Origin of the sequence: Arthrobacter sp. Leaf337, from assembly GCF_001423745.1 — a bacterium.
GTDB lineage: Bacteria > Actinomycetota > Actinomycetes > Actinomycetales > Micrococcaceae > Arthrobacter.
The window spans coordinates 61,271-75,976 of record NZ_LMPC01000003.1; the positions used below are offsets into that span (position 1 = coordinate 61,271).

The 14,706-nt window shown below is 65.1% G+C and carries 16 protein-coding genes; 5 read left to right on the forward strand and 11 right to left on the reverse strand.

Annotated features, from left to right (window positions below; all coding sequences use genetic code 11):
• The first annotated feature begins 252 nt into the window (after positions 1-252).
• Together ASF98_RS04440 and ASF98_RS04445 are read left to right on the forward strand one after the other, a co-directional pair.
• A complete protein-coding gene (locus tag ASF98_RS04440) occupies positions 253-690 on the forward strand; it encodes a hypothetical protein (RefSeq protein ID WP_055798025.1) in 438 nt (145 codons plus the stop codon).
• 123 nt (positions 691-813) lie between these two features.
• Positions 814-1,662, forward strand: a complete 849-nt coding sequence (locus ASF98_RS04445) for a PhzF family phenazine biosynthesis protein (RefSeq protein WP_055798202.1) — start codon at positions 814-816, stop codon at positions 1,660-1,662.
• Positions 1,663-1,721: 59 nt separating this feature from the next.
• On the opposite strand, the gene ASF98_RS24675 is transcribed toward ASF98_RS04445, so the two are convergent.
• The 4 genes from ASF98_RS24675 to ASF98_RS04465 all read right to left on the reverse strand — a co-directional run bounded on the left by ASF98_RS24675 (position 1,722) and on the right by ASF98_RS04465 (position 4,494).
• Positions 1,722-2,111, reverse strand: coding sequence for a hypothetical protein (locus ASF98_RS24675; RefSeq protein ID WP_235505607.1), 390 nt, complete (start codon positions 2,109-2,111; stop codon positions 1,722-1,724).
• A gap of 10 nt (positions 2,112-2,121) precedes the next feature.
• Positions 2,122-2,841 carry a GAF and ANTAR domain-containing protein gene (locus ASF98_RS04455; RefSeq protein WP_055798028.1) on the reverse strand — a complete coding sequence of 240 codons (720 nt, stop codon included), beginning with the start codon at positions 2,839-2,841 and terminating at the stop codon, positions 2,122-2,124.
• Between the two features lie 172 nt (positions 2,842-3,013).
• Positions 3,014-3,499, reverse strand: a complete 486-nt coding sequence (locus ASF98_RS04460; protein ID WP_082506706.1) for an Hsp20/alpha crystallin family protein — start codon at positions 3,497-3,499, stop codon at positions 3,014-3,016.
• 164 nt (positions 3,500-3,663) lie between these two features.
• Entirely contained in the window at positions 3,664-4,494 is an 831-nt protein-coding gene (locus ASF98_RS04465) for a response regulator transcription factor (protein WP_055798031.1), read from the reverse strand.
• A 271-nt stretch (positions 4,495-4,765) separates the two neighbouring features.
• On the opposite strand from ASF98_RS04465, the gene ASF98_RS04470 reads away from it, so the two are divergent.
• Entirely contained in the window at positions 4,766-5,797 is a 1,032-nt protein-coding gene (locus ASF98_RS04470) for a hypothetical protein (protein WP_235505608.1), read from the forward strand.
• Between the two features lie 64 nt (positions 5,798-5,861).
• On the opposite strand, the gene ASF98_RS24505 is transcribed toward ASF98_RS04470, so the two are convergent.
• The 4 genes from ASF98_RS24505 to ASF98_RS04485 form a co-directional block, all read right to left on the reverse strand.
• On the reverse strand, positions 5,862-6,020 hold the full coding sequence (locus tag ASF98_RS24505; RefSeq protein WP_200939301.1) for a hypothetical protein: 159 nt from the start codon (positions 6,018-6,020) through the stop codon (positions 5,862-5,864).
• Positions 6,021-6,024: 4 nt separating this feature from the next.
• Positions 6,025-7,074 carry a glycosyltransferase family 2 protein gene (locus tag ASF98_RS04475; protein WP_055798034.1) on the reverse strand — a complete coding sequence of 350 codons (1,050 nt, stop codon included), beginning with the start codon at positions 7,072-7,074 and terminating at the stop codon, positions 6,025-6,027.
• Between the two features lie 310 nt (positions 7,075-7,384).
• Complete coding sequence (locus ASF98_RS04480; RefSeq protein ID WP_055798036.1) at positions 7,385-8,185, reverse strand: hypothetical protein; 801 nt, start codon at positions 8,183-8,185, stop codon at positions 7,385-7,387.
• Between the two features lie 90 nt (positions 8,186-8,275).
• Positions 8,276-9,124 carry a hypothetical protein gene (locus ASF98_RS04485; protein ID WP_055798038.1) on the reverse strand — a complete coding sequence of 283 codons (849 nt, stop codon included), beginning with the start codon at positions 9,122-9,124 and terminating at the stop codon, positions 8,276-8,278.
• A gap of 398 nt (positions 9,125-9,522) precedes the next feature.
• Here ASF98_RS04485 and ASF98_RS04490 point away from each other — a divergent pair, with 398 nt between their 5' ends.
• Positions 9,523-10,773, forward strand: coding sequence for an Nramp family divalent metal transporter (locus ASF98_RS04490; protein ID WP_055798041.1), 1,251 nt, complete (start codon positions 9,523-9,525; stop codon positions 10,771-10,773).
• 200 nt (positions 10,774-10,973) lie between these two features.
• Here the strand turns inward: ASF98_RS04490 and ASF98_RS04495 are convergent, their stop codons facing one another.
• The 3 genes from ASF98_RS04495 to ASF98_RS04505 form a co-directional block, all read right to left on the reverse strand.
• A complete protein-coding gene (locus tag ASF98_RS04495; RefSeq protein ID WP_055798044.1) occupies positions 10,974-11,807 on the reverse strand; it encodes a cation diffusion facilitator family transporter in 834 nt (277 codons plus the stop codon).
• Positions 11,804-12,130: an ArsR/SmtB family transcription factor gene (locus ASF98_RS04500; RefSeq protein ID WP_055798047.1), complete on the reverse strand. Its 327-nt coding sequence runs from the start codon at positions 12,128-12,130 to the stop codon at positions 11,804-11,806. The genes ASF98_RS04495 and ASF98_RS04500 overlap by 4 nt, the downstream gene beginning before the upstream one ends.
• A gap of 103 nt (positions 12,131-12,233) precedes the next feature.
• Complete coding sequence (locus ASF98_RS04505; protein WP_055798050.1) at positions 12,234-12,920, reverse strand: TetR/AcrR family transcriptional regulator; 687 nt, start codon at positions 12,918-12,920, stop codon at positions 12,234-12,236.
• A gap of 231 nt (positions 12,921-13,151) precedes the next feature.
• On the opposite strand from ASF98_RS04505, the gene ASF98_RS04510 reads away from it, so the two are divergent.
• Positions 13,152-14,663 carry an amino acid permease gene (locus ASF98_RS04510; protein ID WP_055798053.1) on the forward strand — a complete coding sequence of 504 codons (1,512 nt, stop codon included), beginning with the start codon at positions 13,152-13,154 and terminating at the stop codon, positions 14,661-14,663.
• The last annotated feature ends 43 nt before the right edge of the window (positions 14,664-14,706 follow it).

The following is a 14,706-nucleotide window of genomic DNA, read 5'->3' on the forward strand; positions in this document are numbered from 1 at the left end:
ACTTCACGCCGCGCGCGCTCCGGGGCCCGCGCAATCAGATTCGAAGGCCAGTTTACGACCGGAACCTGCGAGCGGACCGGGTTCCTCTCAGGGCGAAGGCGCGGCGGTCTGGGGCGCCGACCGGCAAGGCCCTGGCGTGGCGATGCCAGGCGGCCGGCAGTTTTGACAAGACGGTTGCCGGACAGATGGTTAGGCTGAAGTTTCGGCGCACCTTTGTGCCCTGGAAATACACGGTGAAGTGGGGGAACGTCCATGGGGGAACAGCGTTTCATTCTTGGCACACCGGCCACGGTTCCGTCAGCGGTGAGAGCGGCGACGGCGTTCTGGATCGCCAGCACGTTCACTTCCTGGGCGGTGCCCGGGATCATCACTTTGGTTCGGATCGGCACACACCAGGCCGAATGGGGCTGGCTCGAACTGTTGGGGGTGGCGTTCGGGGCTCCCTTCGCCGCGCTCCAGGTCTGGGCGGCATTGCGGCTGCTCGGGGGCGCCCATTGGGCGAGGGTCGTCCTGACGCTCGTCGCGGTTTTTTACGTCTCGAGCGCCGTAAACAACAACTGGTCCGTGCTTCCCGTCGTGAGCCTCATCCCGGCCCTGGCCGGAAGCGTGCTGATGTGGCAGCCCGCAACCAATGCGTTCTTCCAACCACGGAAGGGATTGCCGGCTTCCGATCAACAGGCCGGCAGATAGGGCACGAGCTCACCGGCAACAACGCCCTCCGGCCGGAGGGCCAGGGCTGAACAAGGCCACTTTCCGGAATTGGCTATGGTCCCGCGGCACGGCGGCCACCTACGGTTGGTTGCTATGACCAGCATGACCACCGCAGTGAACGAATATCCCTTCTCCCAGGTTGACGTCTTTGCCCCGGGGCCCAAGGCAGGCAACCCGGTCGCCGTCGTACATCAAGCCCACGGCCTGTCCGCGGAACAGATGCAGAGCTTCGCTAACTGGACCAACCTCTCGGAGACCACGTTCCTCCTGGAGCCGTCGCACCCCGAGGCGGACTACAGGCTGCGTATTTTCACGCCCGCCGCCGAACTGCCGTTCGCCGGGCACCCCACGCTGGGCTCGGCGCACGCGTGGCTGGAAAACGGCGGGCAGCCCCGCCGTGACGGCGAGCTGGTGCAGGAATGCGAGGCGGGGCTCGTGAAAATCCGCCGCTCGGGCACTGACCTCGCCTTTGCGGCGCCGCCGCTGGTCCGCTCCGGTCCGGTTGAACCGGCGGTGCTGGAACAGGCCTTCGCCAGCCTTGGCATCGATGCCAGCGAAGTCCTGGGCAGCAACTGGGTGGACAACGGCCCGGGCTGGCTGGGGATCCGGCTGCAATCAGCGGAAGCAGTGCTCCGGCTGGAGCCCGATTTCGCCCTGATGGACCAGCTCTGTGTCGGCGTCATCGGCAGCTACCCGGAGGGTGGACCTGCGGACTTTGAGGTCCGGGCGTTCGTTCCCGGCTTGAGCGTTCCCGAGGACCCCGTAACCGGCAGCCTCAACGCCGGACTGGCGCAATGGCTCCTGGGCGAGGGCGTGGTGGACGGCGGCTACACCGTCCAGCAAGGCACTGCGCTGGGACGCGGCGGCCTGCTGACTGTCACGGTGGACGATGACGGCATCTGGATCGGCGGGGTCAGCCGCTCCGTGGTGAGCGGCCGGGTGTCGCTGTAGGCGCCGCCGCGTTTCCGCGGGGCCCGCGGGGCCGCTGTGGACCTGTGCCGGCGGGGCGGCTATTCGTCTCCGGGCAGGTCCGTCTGCTCATCAGGCCCCTGCCTGCTGTGGGTGTCGTGGTCTCCGGCGGCGTCGGCGTCCTGGCCCGATTCAGGCTCAGATTCCTGACCGGCCTCCGGACGGCGGTCTGCAAGGTCGGGGTCATCGGAATACGGCGCAAACAGGCGGGGGACGGTCTCGATCAGTTCGTTGGCGGCCATCGCCAGCAGGTCCCGCTGGATCGTCGGCAGGGAGAGCAACCCCTGCAGATACGCTTCAACTTCGTATTCGCCCACGCCGCCGCCGATGCTGAAATAGTTCAGCCAGAGTTCCCCGGGCGTGACGTCAGACGCTTTCAGGGCAGCCCGTAGCTTCCGTCGTTGCTCGGGTTCGTTCAGGTCGAAGCCCATAGTGGCGCCTCTAGTTCCTGCCGGCCTGTAACGCGGCAATGATTTCCGCGCCGGCCTCGGCGAGGGTGGTCCTGCGCTGCCTGGCATGGTGCATCAGGTCCTCCAAAGCACGCTCGTACCCGGCCCCGTGCCGCTGCATGAGGATCCCGCAGGCCCGGTTCACCACGTCCCTGCTCTCCAGGGCCGCATGCAGCTCCTCGCTGATCTGCTGCGGCAAATCGTTGGCTTGCACGTGGGAAAGCAGGGTCGCGGCCGGGGCGGCGAACAGCTCCAGCAGCCGTGTCGTGGCCGTGGTGTAGGCGGACGGAAGCGCAGCGTAAACCTTGATGGCGCCGATGCATTCCTTGTTCGCGACGAGGGCTGCACTCACCACCGATCGGACGGGAAGCCCCCTCACTGCCTCACTCCAGCGTGGCCAGCGACTGTCCGTGCGGATATCGTCCACGAGTATGGTTTCCTCCGCGGCCCACGCCGTCAGGCACGGCCCTTCCCCGAGCCCGTACTGCAGTGCATCCGCCTCATCAACCACCCTGTCGGTTGATCCGTGACTGGTCCGGCGGCCCTGCGGGTCCAGAACGGACACCCCCGCACCGATGGTGCCAGGTACGGAGTCCTTGATGGCCCTCGCCAGGAGTTCGACGGCGGTGCTGACTTTTTCCTCGGTCAGAAGCAGCCGGCGGATCCTGCCGATCGCGCCGGAGAGCTCATCCAGTGGAAGTTTCTTTGCCATGGATTGTCCTCCGGCCAGTCACCGGACAATCGGAGGGGGAGACCGTCCGGAGAAATCGTGTGCGCGTAGCGCCTCCTACCCCAGACAATACGCCTGCCCGGCGCCGCGGAACATGCCCCGGCCCGCGGCGCACAGGAACAGCGGCCTGGCCGATGCGCGGGTATGACGTGGGCTATTCGCGGGTGATGGGGAGTTTCTTGCCCTTTGGCTCGGACAACTCCTGTTCCGGAACGGGTGTGCGTACTTCGAGGACGCCGTCCTTGTAAGTCGCCTTGATGTCTTCCTCTTTTACGTCCGGCGGCAGAGGGAGGGAGCGGAAGAATGAGCCGTAGCGGAACTCCGACCGGTAGCTGCCCTTTTCCTTCTCCTCCGTCTCTTCCCGGCGTTCGGCGCGGATCTGCAGGGAACCGTTAACAACAGAGACGTCGATGTCTTTGTCCGGATCCAGCCCCGGCGCTTCGGCCCGGACGACGAGGGTGTTGCCGTCGAGGTACTCCTCGACGCGGATCGGCATCGGCTGGTTGCCTTGCTGGAAGACCCTGTCCATGGCGTCCATCATTTCGGACGGGGACCGGCGAAGCAGATCGAACGGGCTGCTGCGGAATGTATCCAGCCAGCGGTTGGTATGGAATGGTGACCACCTGAACAGATCAGACATGACGACGGTACCTCCCGTGCGTTGCGGTGTAATGCCCGAAGCGGGCTGACACTTCAAGTACACGCCTGCGCCCATGGGCCGGGCAGGGGCAAAAGACCTGCCTTGTGCTGTGGCCGCTTGTGCGGCGGCCTCTTGTGCGGTGGCGACGCCTTGCGGGGATGGATCTACTGCGGGGTCAGCCGGTAGCCCACTCCCCGCACGGTCTGCACCCACCGCGGCGAACGTGGACTGTCACCCAGCCGCTTGCGCAGGTTGCCCATGTGCACTTCCAGCACGCGTTCGTCCCGGGCCGTCACGGCAGACCCGGGAACGGGGGCTTCGTGCCGCAAATGCCGGGCCAGGTCCGCCTTGGTCAGCACCGCCCCCTTGTTTTGAAGCAGTGCGCGGAGCAGTTCGAACTGGGTGCGGGTGAGATCAATGGCTTGTCCGTCCGCCGATACTGCACGGGTGCTGTCCATCAGGGCAAGGCCGCGGTGTTCAAAATCCCACCCGGTTCCGGCCGCGGGTTCCTCGGCCGCGGCAACGTCGCGGGGAGCGGCGGCAGCGGGAGCGGTCAGTTCCGCGCCTACAGGCTTGGCGACGAAGTGTCCTGCCGCGCATTGCGCAGCTTCCACCAGCGCGTGACGCCTGGGCCGGCGCAGCAAGGCAGCGATCCTTGCCCGGAGCTCGCGCGGACGGAACGGCTTGGCCAGATAATCGTCAGCACCGGCTTCGAGGCCCAGCAACGCATCGGCTTCGTTCGCCAGGGCGCCGACCAGGATCACGTAGGCATGGCTGAAGGTACGGATCCGGCGGGAGGCTTCGATGCCGTCAAAGTCGGGAAGCCCGAGCTCCACGGTGACCAGGACCGGATCATGCCGCCGCACGGCAGCCACTCCCTCGGCACCGGACGCCGCGGCCACCACTTCGAACCCGGACTGGACCAGCAGCTCCTCCAGCGATGCCCTGCTACGACCGTCGCCGTCAATAACCACAGCTATGCCGCGCGTAACCATCAAACCCCCAAGAAATTCTCGTGCGTATTCAGCTTTAGTAACTATCACCAATTCCTCAACAACGAATTGCGGAAAAATTGTGCATTTATTGAGTAATGTAAAAATAAATATCGCGGGCCCTCTATTGCCAACCAATCCGCACTGAATGATGATCATCTTGTGCTCACTGGGGGCGCGGCGCTGCGGTGTTCGGCGCAAATGTAGGGGGCGTTAAATGGTTTCCTTGAGGTCTCGCGTCGCAAAAGCGGTTTGGCTAAACAGGCCGGTGGCAATGCTGGCAGCTGCCAGCCTGGTCATGTTGTCCGCAACAACGTCGGCGCAGGCCGCCGACACCACCCCCATGGACCCGAACCCCGGGCCCGTCGGCAGCTTTGCCTGGAAGGGGTTCAACTGGGAAAAACGGTTCTGGGCCGGTGCGCCGCAGTACAACAAGGCCTTCGACGCGGCGAACGTCAGCAATCCCGACGCCGGCGGATACGTCACGCTGTCCCTCACCAACCCGACAGGCAGCGCTCCTGTCGGGGCTGAGTTCCAGTCCACCCGGCAGGGATTCGGCTACGGCACGTACAGCACCACGGTGGCGAAAGATGTAAGCACCCTCCAGAAGGAAGTGGTGTGGGGATGCCTGTTTACCTATGATCCCCTGGCGACTCCCGGCTACAACGAGATCGATCTGTGCGAGGCATCCGCCTGGGGCGGAGGCGCAAGCTACGGGGAATCCTGGCCCGTGACCCAGGCCCACGGCTACTGGTTCGATGCCACCAAGCCGCCGGGGCAGGGCAACAACACGGTCGTCTTCAACACGACGAATGACCTGGTCCTCACCCACAAAATGGTCTGGGAACCCGGAAAGCTCACGTTCGAAACCTTCGCCGGCGAGGGGTCCGGGGGCACCCTGCTCAAACGCACGGTCCTGCAGGGAACAACCGTCCCCGTGCCGGCCAAAGAAGCCATCCACTTCAACCTTTGGGTCACAGGCGGGGGTGGCGGGGACCCCGACCATGTGAAACCGGAGTCCGTGGTGATCCGAGACTTTTCGTTCACGCCGGCTGCCAGCACAACTCCAACCGCCGGCTCACCCATCAAACTCACCGCGGCCAACAGCAAGGTCAAAGGCGTCAATTCCACCACGCTGAAGTGGACCGGGGCCACCGGGTCCAGCGTCACACTCTGGATGAACGGCACCCCGAAGACCGTCCCCAACACGGGAAGCTACGTGAACAAGTTCAAGGGCGGTACAACCACAAGCTACAAGGTTTGCGATGCTGCTGCCTGTTCCGAGGCCGTCAGCGTGGTCACCTGAGCCGGACACGAACGGGTGGCCCGGATTCGTCGCGAATCCGGGCCGCCCGCCCATAAGGCTGAAGTTACTTGGCCCGAACCGGCACGATGCGCTTGACGGCCAGACCGAGCGCCACGAGCGCGAAGGCTGCCAGGGCGAACCAGAAGAGGTCACCGGCCCCGGTTGCCGCGAGGGTTCCGGCCCCGACACCGGCCGCTGCGGGAGCTGCTGGATTGCTGTACATAGTGTTACCAAGCTTTCTTTTTGTTGAGTGCTGCATCCACGTAGGCCTTCGCGTGGACCACCTGAAGGAACAGGTCGATCAGAAGTTCGTACATCGTTGCGGCGGCCAGCATGTACTTCCAGCCACGCAGCCGCACGGTCACTACCCGTTCGATCACGAAGACACCGGTCACGGCCATCCAGAAGGGCTGAATGTGCAGCCCTTCTCCCGTGCCCAGTGCAAAAGCCACCGTTCCGAAGTAGGCCAACGACACCAAAATGCCTGTTACAGAGAGGGCCTGCCTGCCCCAGTACGGCCGGGTGACCCTGGTCCAGCCGTACTGGACACAGTTCTCCACCGCTCCCCGCTTCCACCTCAGCCGCTGGGCCCAGAGTTCGCGCCAGGTGGGCATGATTTCCGTGACCAGCGTGCAGTCAGCCGGCGATTTGATGCGGTAGTTCAGGGTCAGCAGGGCGAAGGACAACTCGTTGTCCTCGGTCAGAACGGAGGTGTCGTAAACGCCTCCCCTGCCATTGCCGGGAGGCAGGGTGCCATCCCGCCGGGCCTCGATAACGTCAACCAGGGTGCGGACACGGAACAGCGCGGCCGTCCCCGTAACCACCAGGCATTTGCCGTGCAGCCGCTTCACATCCCGCGCGTACCGTGCGTACTCGTTCCGCTGCAGGTGGCCCACGAAGCCGCCGCCCTTCGCACCGCGGAAGACGCCTCCCACGGCTCCCAGCCGCCTGTCGGCGCCCAGATGGGCGGTTGCCCGCTCGAGGAAGTCACGGCTCAGCTGCGAATCCGCGTCCTGGACGAGGATCATGTCTTCCGGACGCGCGCCGGGAAGCAGCCCCTCCAGCGCGAAATTCAAGGCACCCGCCTTCTTGTCCGTGTTTCCGACAGTGCGGATGACCTCCGCGCCAAGCGCCAGGGCAATATCCTCAGTGGCATCAGTGCAGTTGTCAGCAACAACCAGCACCCTGTCCGGCGGGAGAGTCTGCGATTTAAGGGATTCAAGCGTGTCAGAAATACCTGCGGCTTCATTATGCGCAGGGATAAGGACTGTTATCACAGAAGTCCGGCACCCGCGGTTCCAGGCTCAGAATTCGAATAGTCACACACTGGCTTGTTGCTCCAACCCGAATTAGTCAATTTGTTTGTTGACTAGAGTTTTTCAACTGGAACGCAAGCAGCAGGAAAATATTCGACAAGGAATCCGCAATCTTCCGTCAGGAAAATTATTTCTCAACGGAACCTCAATTCCAGCAGTTACGCGACCCGTTAAAACCGGAAGTCGGGGTGCTGTCCTGGGACAGCACCCCGGGACAGCACCCCGACTCCGTTAGTCAGCCATGTTCACGGCTGGAGACACACTTGCATGGTTACAGGAGGCTGCTGCCGCCCTCGTTCACAACCGAACCCTCAGACACCGCCGAAGCCTCAGCATCCAAGCTGGCGTCGGCATCCAGGTTCAGACCCGCATTCAGGTCCGAAACAACACTGCCCTCAGTGGAGCCCTCGCTCCAGGAGCTGCCGCCCTCGTTCACCACCGAACCCTCAGACACCGCCGAAGCCGCAGCATCCAGGCTGGCGTCGGCATCCAGGTTCAGACCCGCATTCAGGTCCGAAACAACACTGCCCTCAGTGGAACCCTCGGTCCAGGAGCTGCCGCCCTCGTTCACAACCGAACCCTCAGACACCGCGTAAGCCGCGGCATCCAGGCTGGCGTCGGCATCCAGGTTCAGATCAGCGTTCAGATCCGAAACAACACTGCCCGCAGTCGAGCCCTCACTCCAGGTGCCGTGGCCGTCGTTCACCACCGAGCCTTCAGACACGGCGGAAGCCGCAGCGTCCAGGTTGGCATTGGCGTCCAGGTTCACACCCAGGCCAACGGCAAGGTCGGTGACGGCGCTGGTGTCCGTCGAGCTGCCGGCGCCGTGCCCCCAGGTGGAGGACCCGCCGTCGTTCACTACCGAGTCGTTCACAACCGACCCCTCAGACACGGCGGAAGCCGCAGCGTCCAGGTTGGCGCCAAGGTTCAGGCTGATGTGGCTTCCCGAGCCGAGGCCCAGGTCCGACGTCGTGGTGGTGGAATCGGAGGCGGAGGCTGCGCCGGCGCCGAGGATGAGCACTCCGCCGGCGAACACGGCGCTGCACAGGGTGGTGCGTACGAAAGATTTCATGACAATTAGTTCCTTACTAGTGAGTTGAGCCAGGCAGGGTTGGTGCGTGGCTAGGCGCCGTCCGCGCAGAAAGGCGCGGTGCCGGCGTCGCTAGTCGGGGGAAAAGCCGTGCTCCAGGCTGACCGAACCGGGCAGCTCGTCGGAGGGGTTGCTGACATCCTTGAGCGAGATCTGCGTCAAGGAAAACTGGAAGGCCGGAACGTCGGCTGCCACGCCGGATCCGCCGTCGCCGCCCGTCCGAAGCAGCGAACCGGAGCCCGCCGGCGCCGTAGCCGGCGAGTCGGGAGCGGGTGTTGCGGGACGTTGAGGAGCGGGTGTTCCCGCTGTTACGACGACGGGGCTGTCGCCGTCGGACATTGCCGCCGGCCCGAATCCCCGGTCCAGCGTGACTGTCCGAACGGTCCGGGCCATGCCCGCAGAAGGTGCAGCGGCAAGCGACTCTGCGGCGTCGGCCGGTGCAGCTTCCTGCGGGACGGACTCTGCCGTGGACGGAAGGGCGGGAACGTCGACAAGCGCGGGGACGGCGTCGGCGACGTTGCCGGCAACGGAACCCACCGGAGCCAGCACGGGCGCCGTGACATCAGCGACCAGGCCGGTGACCGGCGCCGTGATTCCGGCGACCGTTTCGGTGACAGGTGCGACGGCGCCGGAAGCGAGCTCCGTTACCGGCGCCACAACCGGTTCGGCGATGGCCTGAACCTGCGTCGCCAGCGGCGCAGCCACAGTGGCCACGGGTCCAGTCAGCGCGGCCAGGGGACCTTCATCAGCCGTGGCAGTGTCAGAGGTGCCGGTGTCAGAGGCAATGGTGTCCGTGACGGGCGGCAACAGGCTGGAAGCTTGAGCCGAGACGGCTCCGAAGATAAGCCAGGCAGCCGCGAGCAGTGTTGCCAGGACGAGGGACCGCACGGCGGAGGGAAGCCATGAGGCATTTTCGCGCATTGCTTCACCTCCCGATCGTGGCCGTACGTCATCGATTACCGCAGGACTTACAAACCATTCGACGCCGCAAGGGCGGCGGATGGGTGGAGCTCGAAAATGGCCGGCCGGCGCCTCCGTCAGACCGGACTCTTGAAGCCTGCGGCCAGCTGGCGTGGTCTAGCCGCGCGGCGGTCCGGGCAGCACTCTCTCCGGAGGCATATGCGGAAAGGAGCGGATGCCGAGCACAGCGGCCTAAGCGGGCGAACGGGACGTACCGGGCCGGCGACCGTCAGGGCTGCCGGCCCGTTGGTCGCAGAAGCTTAGGGCCGGTCCGTGCGGCCTACCGAAATGTATCTTTTCGGCACGCCTAAATTAACGCTATCCTCGTCCTAACAGGACCCCGAAGGCGAGGAACAACGATGACCACCACAACTGCCCCGGCCCGCCCGGCCACGAACCGGCGCTGGTCGCGGCTGCTGCTGATGGGGCCGGCCTTTGTGGCCGCCATTGCGTATGTTGATCCGGGTAACGTCGCGGCAAATCTCACCGCCGGGGCGAACTACGGCTACCTGCTGGTCTGGGTGCTGGTGGCAGCGAATGCCATGGCGGTCCTGGTGCAGTACCAGTCGGCCAAGTTGGGTCTGGCGACAGGGCTCAGCCTCCCGGAAATTCTCGGCAAGCGCCTGGGCACCCGCCGGCGCCGGCTGTACTGGGTCCAGGCGGAGGTTGTCGCCGGGGCCACGGACATGGCAGAAGTCATCGGCGGGGCCGTGGCCCTGAACCTGCTCTTCGGGCTTCCCCTGCTGGCCGGCGGTCTCATCATCGGACTCGCGTCCATGCTACTGCTGGCACTGCAGTCCGCCCGCGGCCAGAAATCCTTCGAATACGCGATCCTGATTTTGCTCGGTGTCATCGCCGTCGGATTCGTCTCCGGGCTATTCGTCAATCCCCCGGACGCTGGAGGTGCCCTGTCAGGTCTTGTGCCCCGTTTTGAGGGGACAGACACGGTCCTGCTCGCGGCTAGCATGCTCGGCGCGACGGTGATGCCGCACGCGATCTACCTGCACTCGGCTCTGGCCCGGGACAGGCACGGCTTCTCCGAGGACCCTGCGGTACGAACCCGGCTGATCCGTGCCACGCGTTTCGACGTGGCCGGGGCCCTGATGCTGGCCGGTGTCGTGAACATCGCGATGCTCCTGCTGGCCGCGTCCAGCCTGCGGGGCATCGAGGGAACAGACACCATTGCCGGCGCCCACGCCGCCGTGACGTCAGCACTCGGCCCCGTTATCGGCGTGGTGTTCGCGATCGGGCTGCTGGCCTCAGGTCTGGCATCCACCTCGGTGGGCTGCTACGCGGGGGCGACGATCATGGGCGGCCTGCTCAAGATCCGGGTGCCACTGCTGACCCGGCGGGTGATTACGCTGATACCGGCTCTTATCATTCTCGGCGCGGGAATTGAGCCGACCCTGGCTCTGGTGCTGAGTCAGGTTCTGCTCAGCTTCGGGATACCGTTCGCCCTGATTCCGCTGATCCGGTTGACCGGAAAACGGGACGTCATGGGCATCCACACCGACTCCCTGGCGCTGAAACTCGCCGGGTGGACCAGTGCGACGCTGATCGTCGGCCTGAACTGTGTCCTGATCGTCCTGACGATCACCGGGCAGTCCTAACCAGGCACCATACCCGCCTGTCCGGTTTCTGTCAGCGCTGCACGTGGCAGGGCACGACCCACAGGGCGTCCGCTGCGTGCACACCCAGGGAGATTAGTGCGGCATGCTTTCCTGGTCGCGGTGGGCAGCGGGTTCGATCTGGAAGGTCAGGGAGCGGGGAATGATCACGCGCCGATCAGCAGGGACACGACGGCCATGGGTCAGTCCTCCCGGCGGGTGTTCAGCGTCAGGGCCTGCGGCCGGTTCTCTGATTCACACCCGGCACAGCAGCCCGGCTGGGATGCAGCATCGTCGCGACCGTCCCGGGCTTCTACCGAATGCGCTTGTACCTCAGGTGGATTTTCTGCCGATGCAGGCGGCGGTGCGCAACAGTCGTCCGTGTCGGTGCCGTGGGCAGCGGCGGCGTTCGGGACGGTGCAGCAGACATCGCCGCGCCAGGCGCTGATGCCTTCCCGGATGGCGATACCCGCGATCACCAGTGCGGCGCCGGCGTCCGCCCACCACCAGCCCAGCGTGCTGTTCAGGACCAGGCCGACGAGCAGCACCGCGGACAGATATGTACAAAGCAATGTCTGCTTAGAGTCAGCGACCGCCGTCTTGGATCCAAGTTCCCGGCCCGCGCGGCGCTGGGCCCAGGAAAGGACCGGCATCACGGCCAGGCTCAGGGCCGCAATCACGATACCGGGCGTGGAGTGCTGGGCCTCTCCCCCTCCGGTGAGGGATCTGACCGCGTCGAGGGTGACGAATGCCGCGAGGGCGAAGAAGGACACAGCGATGATCCGCAGCGTCAGATGCTCGCGCCGTTCCGGGTCCTTGGCTGAAAACTGCCAGGACAACGCCAGCGCGGACGCGACCTCGATCACCGAATCCAGTCCGAAGCCGATCAGGGCTGAGGAGTCCGCTACGCCGCCGGCCCAGAGGGCCACCACCGCCTCGACGAGGTTGTAGGTAATTGTCGCTGCCGCGAATAGTCGGATCCTGAGGCTGAGTACCGCACGGCGTTCCGGGGTTGGAGTGTGTAGCAGAGTCGTCATGCGAAGCATTCCCCGTCCGGAGCGCAGCAATCGGGATCCACCGCGAGGACGACACCGATCAGGTCCCTGATCGCGTGACCCAGCCGGGCGTCAGCGAGTTCGTACCGACTGCGACGACCGTCCGGGACAGCGACCACGAGGCCGCAGCCGCGCAGACAGGTCAGATGGTTGGACATGCTTTGCCGGGACACCCCCAGGGAGTCGGCCAGATCCGAAGGATAGGACGGGGCGCCTGAGAGGGCCAGGAGGACCCGGGCGCGGGTAGGGTCCGAGACCGCGTAGCCGAACCGGGCCAGCACGGGAGCCTGGGCGAGCGTTTCCATACGACCAAAGTACATCCAGGGATGTATTCACACAAACGTGTATTAGGAACGGGACACTTCTTTCCTCAGCCCATTTTCAAGGGAGGGGTTGCGGCCCTATGGGCTAACAACCATGTTCCGAGATCAGGTTCCGGCTGAGTGCGCGAACCTCATCCAGTTCGGCCGAGAGGCCTGCCAGCACAATGGTTGCATCGGCAGTCTGCGAAGCTGAGTGATCGTCCGCGAGCCCGTCGGCACGCAGGTTGATCAGTGACTCAACCATCCGGAACGCGAGCTCACCGAGGGGCGCGCTGCCGGCACCGCCGGGTGCCGGGACCAGTTCCACGACCCTCTGGCCCAGGTCCCGGTACAGCTGCCGCAGCTCGCGCCTGTCCGCCATGAACGGCTCGAAACGCTCGGCGCGTGCTTCCGGCAGGTGGTACAGGACGCCGAGGTTCCATCGCGCACTGCACAGCAAACCACCGTCATAGAGCGCCACCGAATGGAGAGCCGCGGCCGCCGCCACTGCGCCGGCCGGCCGCGGAGCCGCGCAGACAGCCCTCGCGAAGTCCAAGCCACCGGCCACGGTCCCTTTCAGCAACTCGCCGAGGATGTCATCCTTCGTGCCGAAGTGATGGTAGAGCGACGACTGGCGCATGCCCACCGCATCGGCGATCGCCCGCGTGGACGTGTTCGCGAAGCCTTGGCTCGTGAAGAGTTCGGCGGCCGCATCGAGGATTTCGTCCCGGGCGGTGGCCCCCGGGCGCACTGGCTGCTGCTTGCGGGGTCGTCCCGGTCCGGCTGAAGTCACCCCACATTCTTACACCGCCTGCGAGTGCTGAATGCGCCGCCCCAGCAGGTCCGGGTGCTGGTGAGTTTTTGTTCACAGAACTGAAACACCTCGAAATCCAGCTTTTACACGGGTGAAACGGAACCGGGACACGGCACTGGAAAACTATCAAGTGACCGGTATTTCGGGAGGGGCCATCCAGCGGCTACCCAGATGTGGTCACCAGCCCCCGTTCCAGACACGGAGAAACCGATGACTTCCACCATTTCGACGGCGTCCGCCCACGCAGACGATGCAGACCTGACCTCGCTCGGCTATCAGCCGTCACTGCACCGCAAACTTGGCCGCTACGCCTCCTTTGCCGCAGGATTCTCGTTCGTTTCCATCCTGACTACTATCTTCCAGCTCTTTGCGTTCGGATATTCCTTTGCCGGACCGGCGTTCTTCTGGACCTGGCCGGTGGTACTTATCGGCCAACTGCTCGTTGCCCTGAATTTCGCTGAACTCGCCGCCCGCTACCCCCTCTCCGGCGCTGTTTACCAGTGGGCCCGCCGCATGGGCGGCGAAGTGGTGGGCTGGTTCGCCGGCTGGTTCATGGCCATCGCCCAGGTCGTCACTGCGGCCGCCGCCGCCATCGCGCTCCAAGTGGTCCTCCCGCAGCTGTGGGACGGCTTCCAGGTGGTGGGCGGTGACCCCGCGCTGGCCACCGTCACCGGCGCCGCCAACGCGGTAGTCCTCGGCGCTGCACTCCTGGTGGTCACGACAGTGATCAACTGCCTGGGCGTCAAGCTCATGTCCCACGTCAACTCCATCGGCGTGACGTGCGAAATCGTTGGTGTGGCCGCCGTCATCCTCGCCCTGATTTCCGCCGCCCAGCGCGGACCCGACGTAGTGGCGGACGTCAGCGTGGTGGCCGGCTCGGACCTCGGTGCCGTAGGCGCGTTCCTCGTCTCCGGCCTCATGGCCGCCTACGTCATGGTCGGTTTCAACTCCGCCGGGGAGCTCTCGGAAGAGACGAAGAACCCGCGGAAGACAGCACCCCGCACCATCCTTTCGGCCCTGATCATCTCCGGTATCGGCGGCGGCCTCATGATCATTACCGCACTCATGGCCGCACCCAGCCTCGACGACGGGCGCCTCGCTACCGAGGGCCTGCCCTACGTACTGACCGCCGTCCTGGGAACCTTCTGGGGCAAGGTCCTTTTGGTGGACGTCGCCGTCGCGATCTTCGTCTGCACATTGGCCATCCAGACGGCGGGATCCCGCCTGGTGTTCTCGATGGCCCGCGACGGCAAACTCCCCGCCTCGGCGCTGCTCTCCTCCGTCCACCCGGAACGCGGCACCCCGATGTGGCCGTCCATCGCCATCGGCGGACTCGCCGTCGGAGTCCTTGCCATCAACATCGGCAACGCCGCCCTCTTCACCACGCTCTGCAGCGTCTGCATCGTCATGGTGTACCTCGCATACCTCCTGGTCACTGTTCCACAACTGCTCAGCCGGCTGCGCGGAGACTGGGACCGGGTGGGCCAGACCATGCCGGCCGGGCTGTTCTCGCTGGGACGCTGGGGGCTTCCCGTCAACATCCTGGCCGTCCTCTACGGCGCCGTGATGGTGGTAAACCTCGCCTGGCCGCGCCCCGAGGTCTACGACCCCAGCGGCGAAAACGGACTCCTGCTGTTCTCCGCACCGCTCATGGTGGGGGCCGTGCTGCTCCTGGGGATCTGGGTGCGCAGCCGCAAGACCTCCGACGTGCCCGCAGCGTAGGCACCCGCGACTGATGACCATCACCACAGCCAACACCGCCAAG

Coding starts and splice junctions, on each gene's coding strand:
- ASF98_RS04440 (WP_055798025.1), top strand. CDS start 253: ATGGGGGAACAGCGTTTCATTCTTGGCACACCGGCCACGGTTCCGTCA.
- ASF98_RS04445 (WP_055798202.1), top strand. CDS start 814: ATGACCACCGCAGTGAACGAATATCCCTTCTCCCAGGTTGACGTCTTT.
- ASF98_RS24675 (WP_235505607.1), bottom strand. CDS start 2,111: ATGGGCTTCGACCTGAACGAACCCGAGCAACGACGGAAGCTACGGGCT.
- ASF98_RS04455 (WP_055798028.1), bottom strand. CDS start 2,841: ATGGCAAAGAAACTTCCACTGGATGAGCTCTCCGGCGCGATCGGCAGG.
- ASF98_RS04460 (WP_082506706.1), bottom strand. CDS start 3,499: ATGTCTGATCTGTTCAGGTGGTCACCATTCCATACCAACCGCTGGCTG.
- ASF98_RS04465 (WP_055798031.1), bottom strand. CDS start 4,494: ATGGTTACGCGCGGCATAGCTGTGGTTATTGACGGCGACGGTCGTAGC.
- ASF98_RS04470 (WP_235505608.1), top strand. CDS start 4,766: ATGCTGGCAGCTGCCAGCCTGGTCATGTTGTCCGCAACAACGTCGGCG.
- ASF98_RS24505 (WP_200939301.1), bottom strand. CDS start 6,020: ATGTACAGCAATCCAGCAGCTCCCGCAGCGGCCGGTGTCGGGGCCGGA.
- ASF98_RS04480 (WP_055798036.1), bottom strand. CDS start 8,185: ATGAAATCTTTCGTACGCACCACCCTGTGCAGCGCCGTGTTCGCCGGC.
- ASF98_RS04485 (WP_055798038.1), bottom strand. CDS start 9,124: ATGCGCGAAAATGCCTCATGGCTTCCCTCCGCCGTGCGGTCCCTCGTC.
- ASF98_RS04490 (WP_055798041.1), top strand. CDS start 9,523: ATGACCACCACAACTGCCCCGGCCCGCCCGGCCACGAACCGGCGCTGG.
- ASF98_RS04495 (WP_055798044.1), bottom strand. CDS start 11,807: ATGACGACTCTGCTACACACTCCAACCCCGGAACGCCGTGCGGTACTC.
- ASF98_RS04500 (WP_055798047.1), bottom strand. CDS start 12,130: ATGGAAACGCTCGCCCAGGCTCCCGTGCTGGCCCGGTTCGGCTACGCG.
- ASF98_RS04510 (WP_055798053.1), top strand. CDS start 13,152: ATGACTTCCACCATTTCGACGGCGTCCGCCCACGCAGACGATGCAGAC.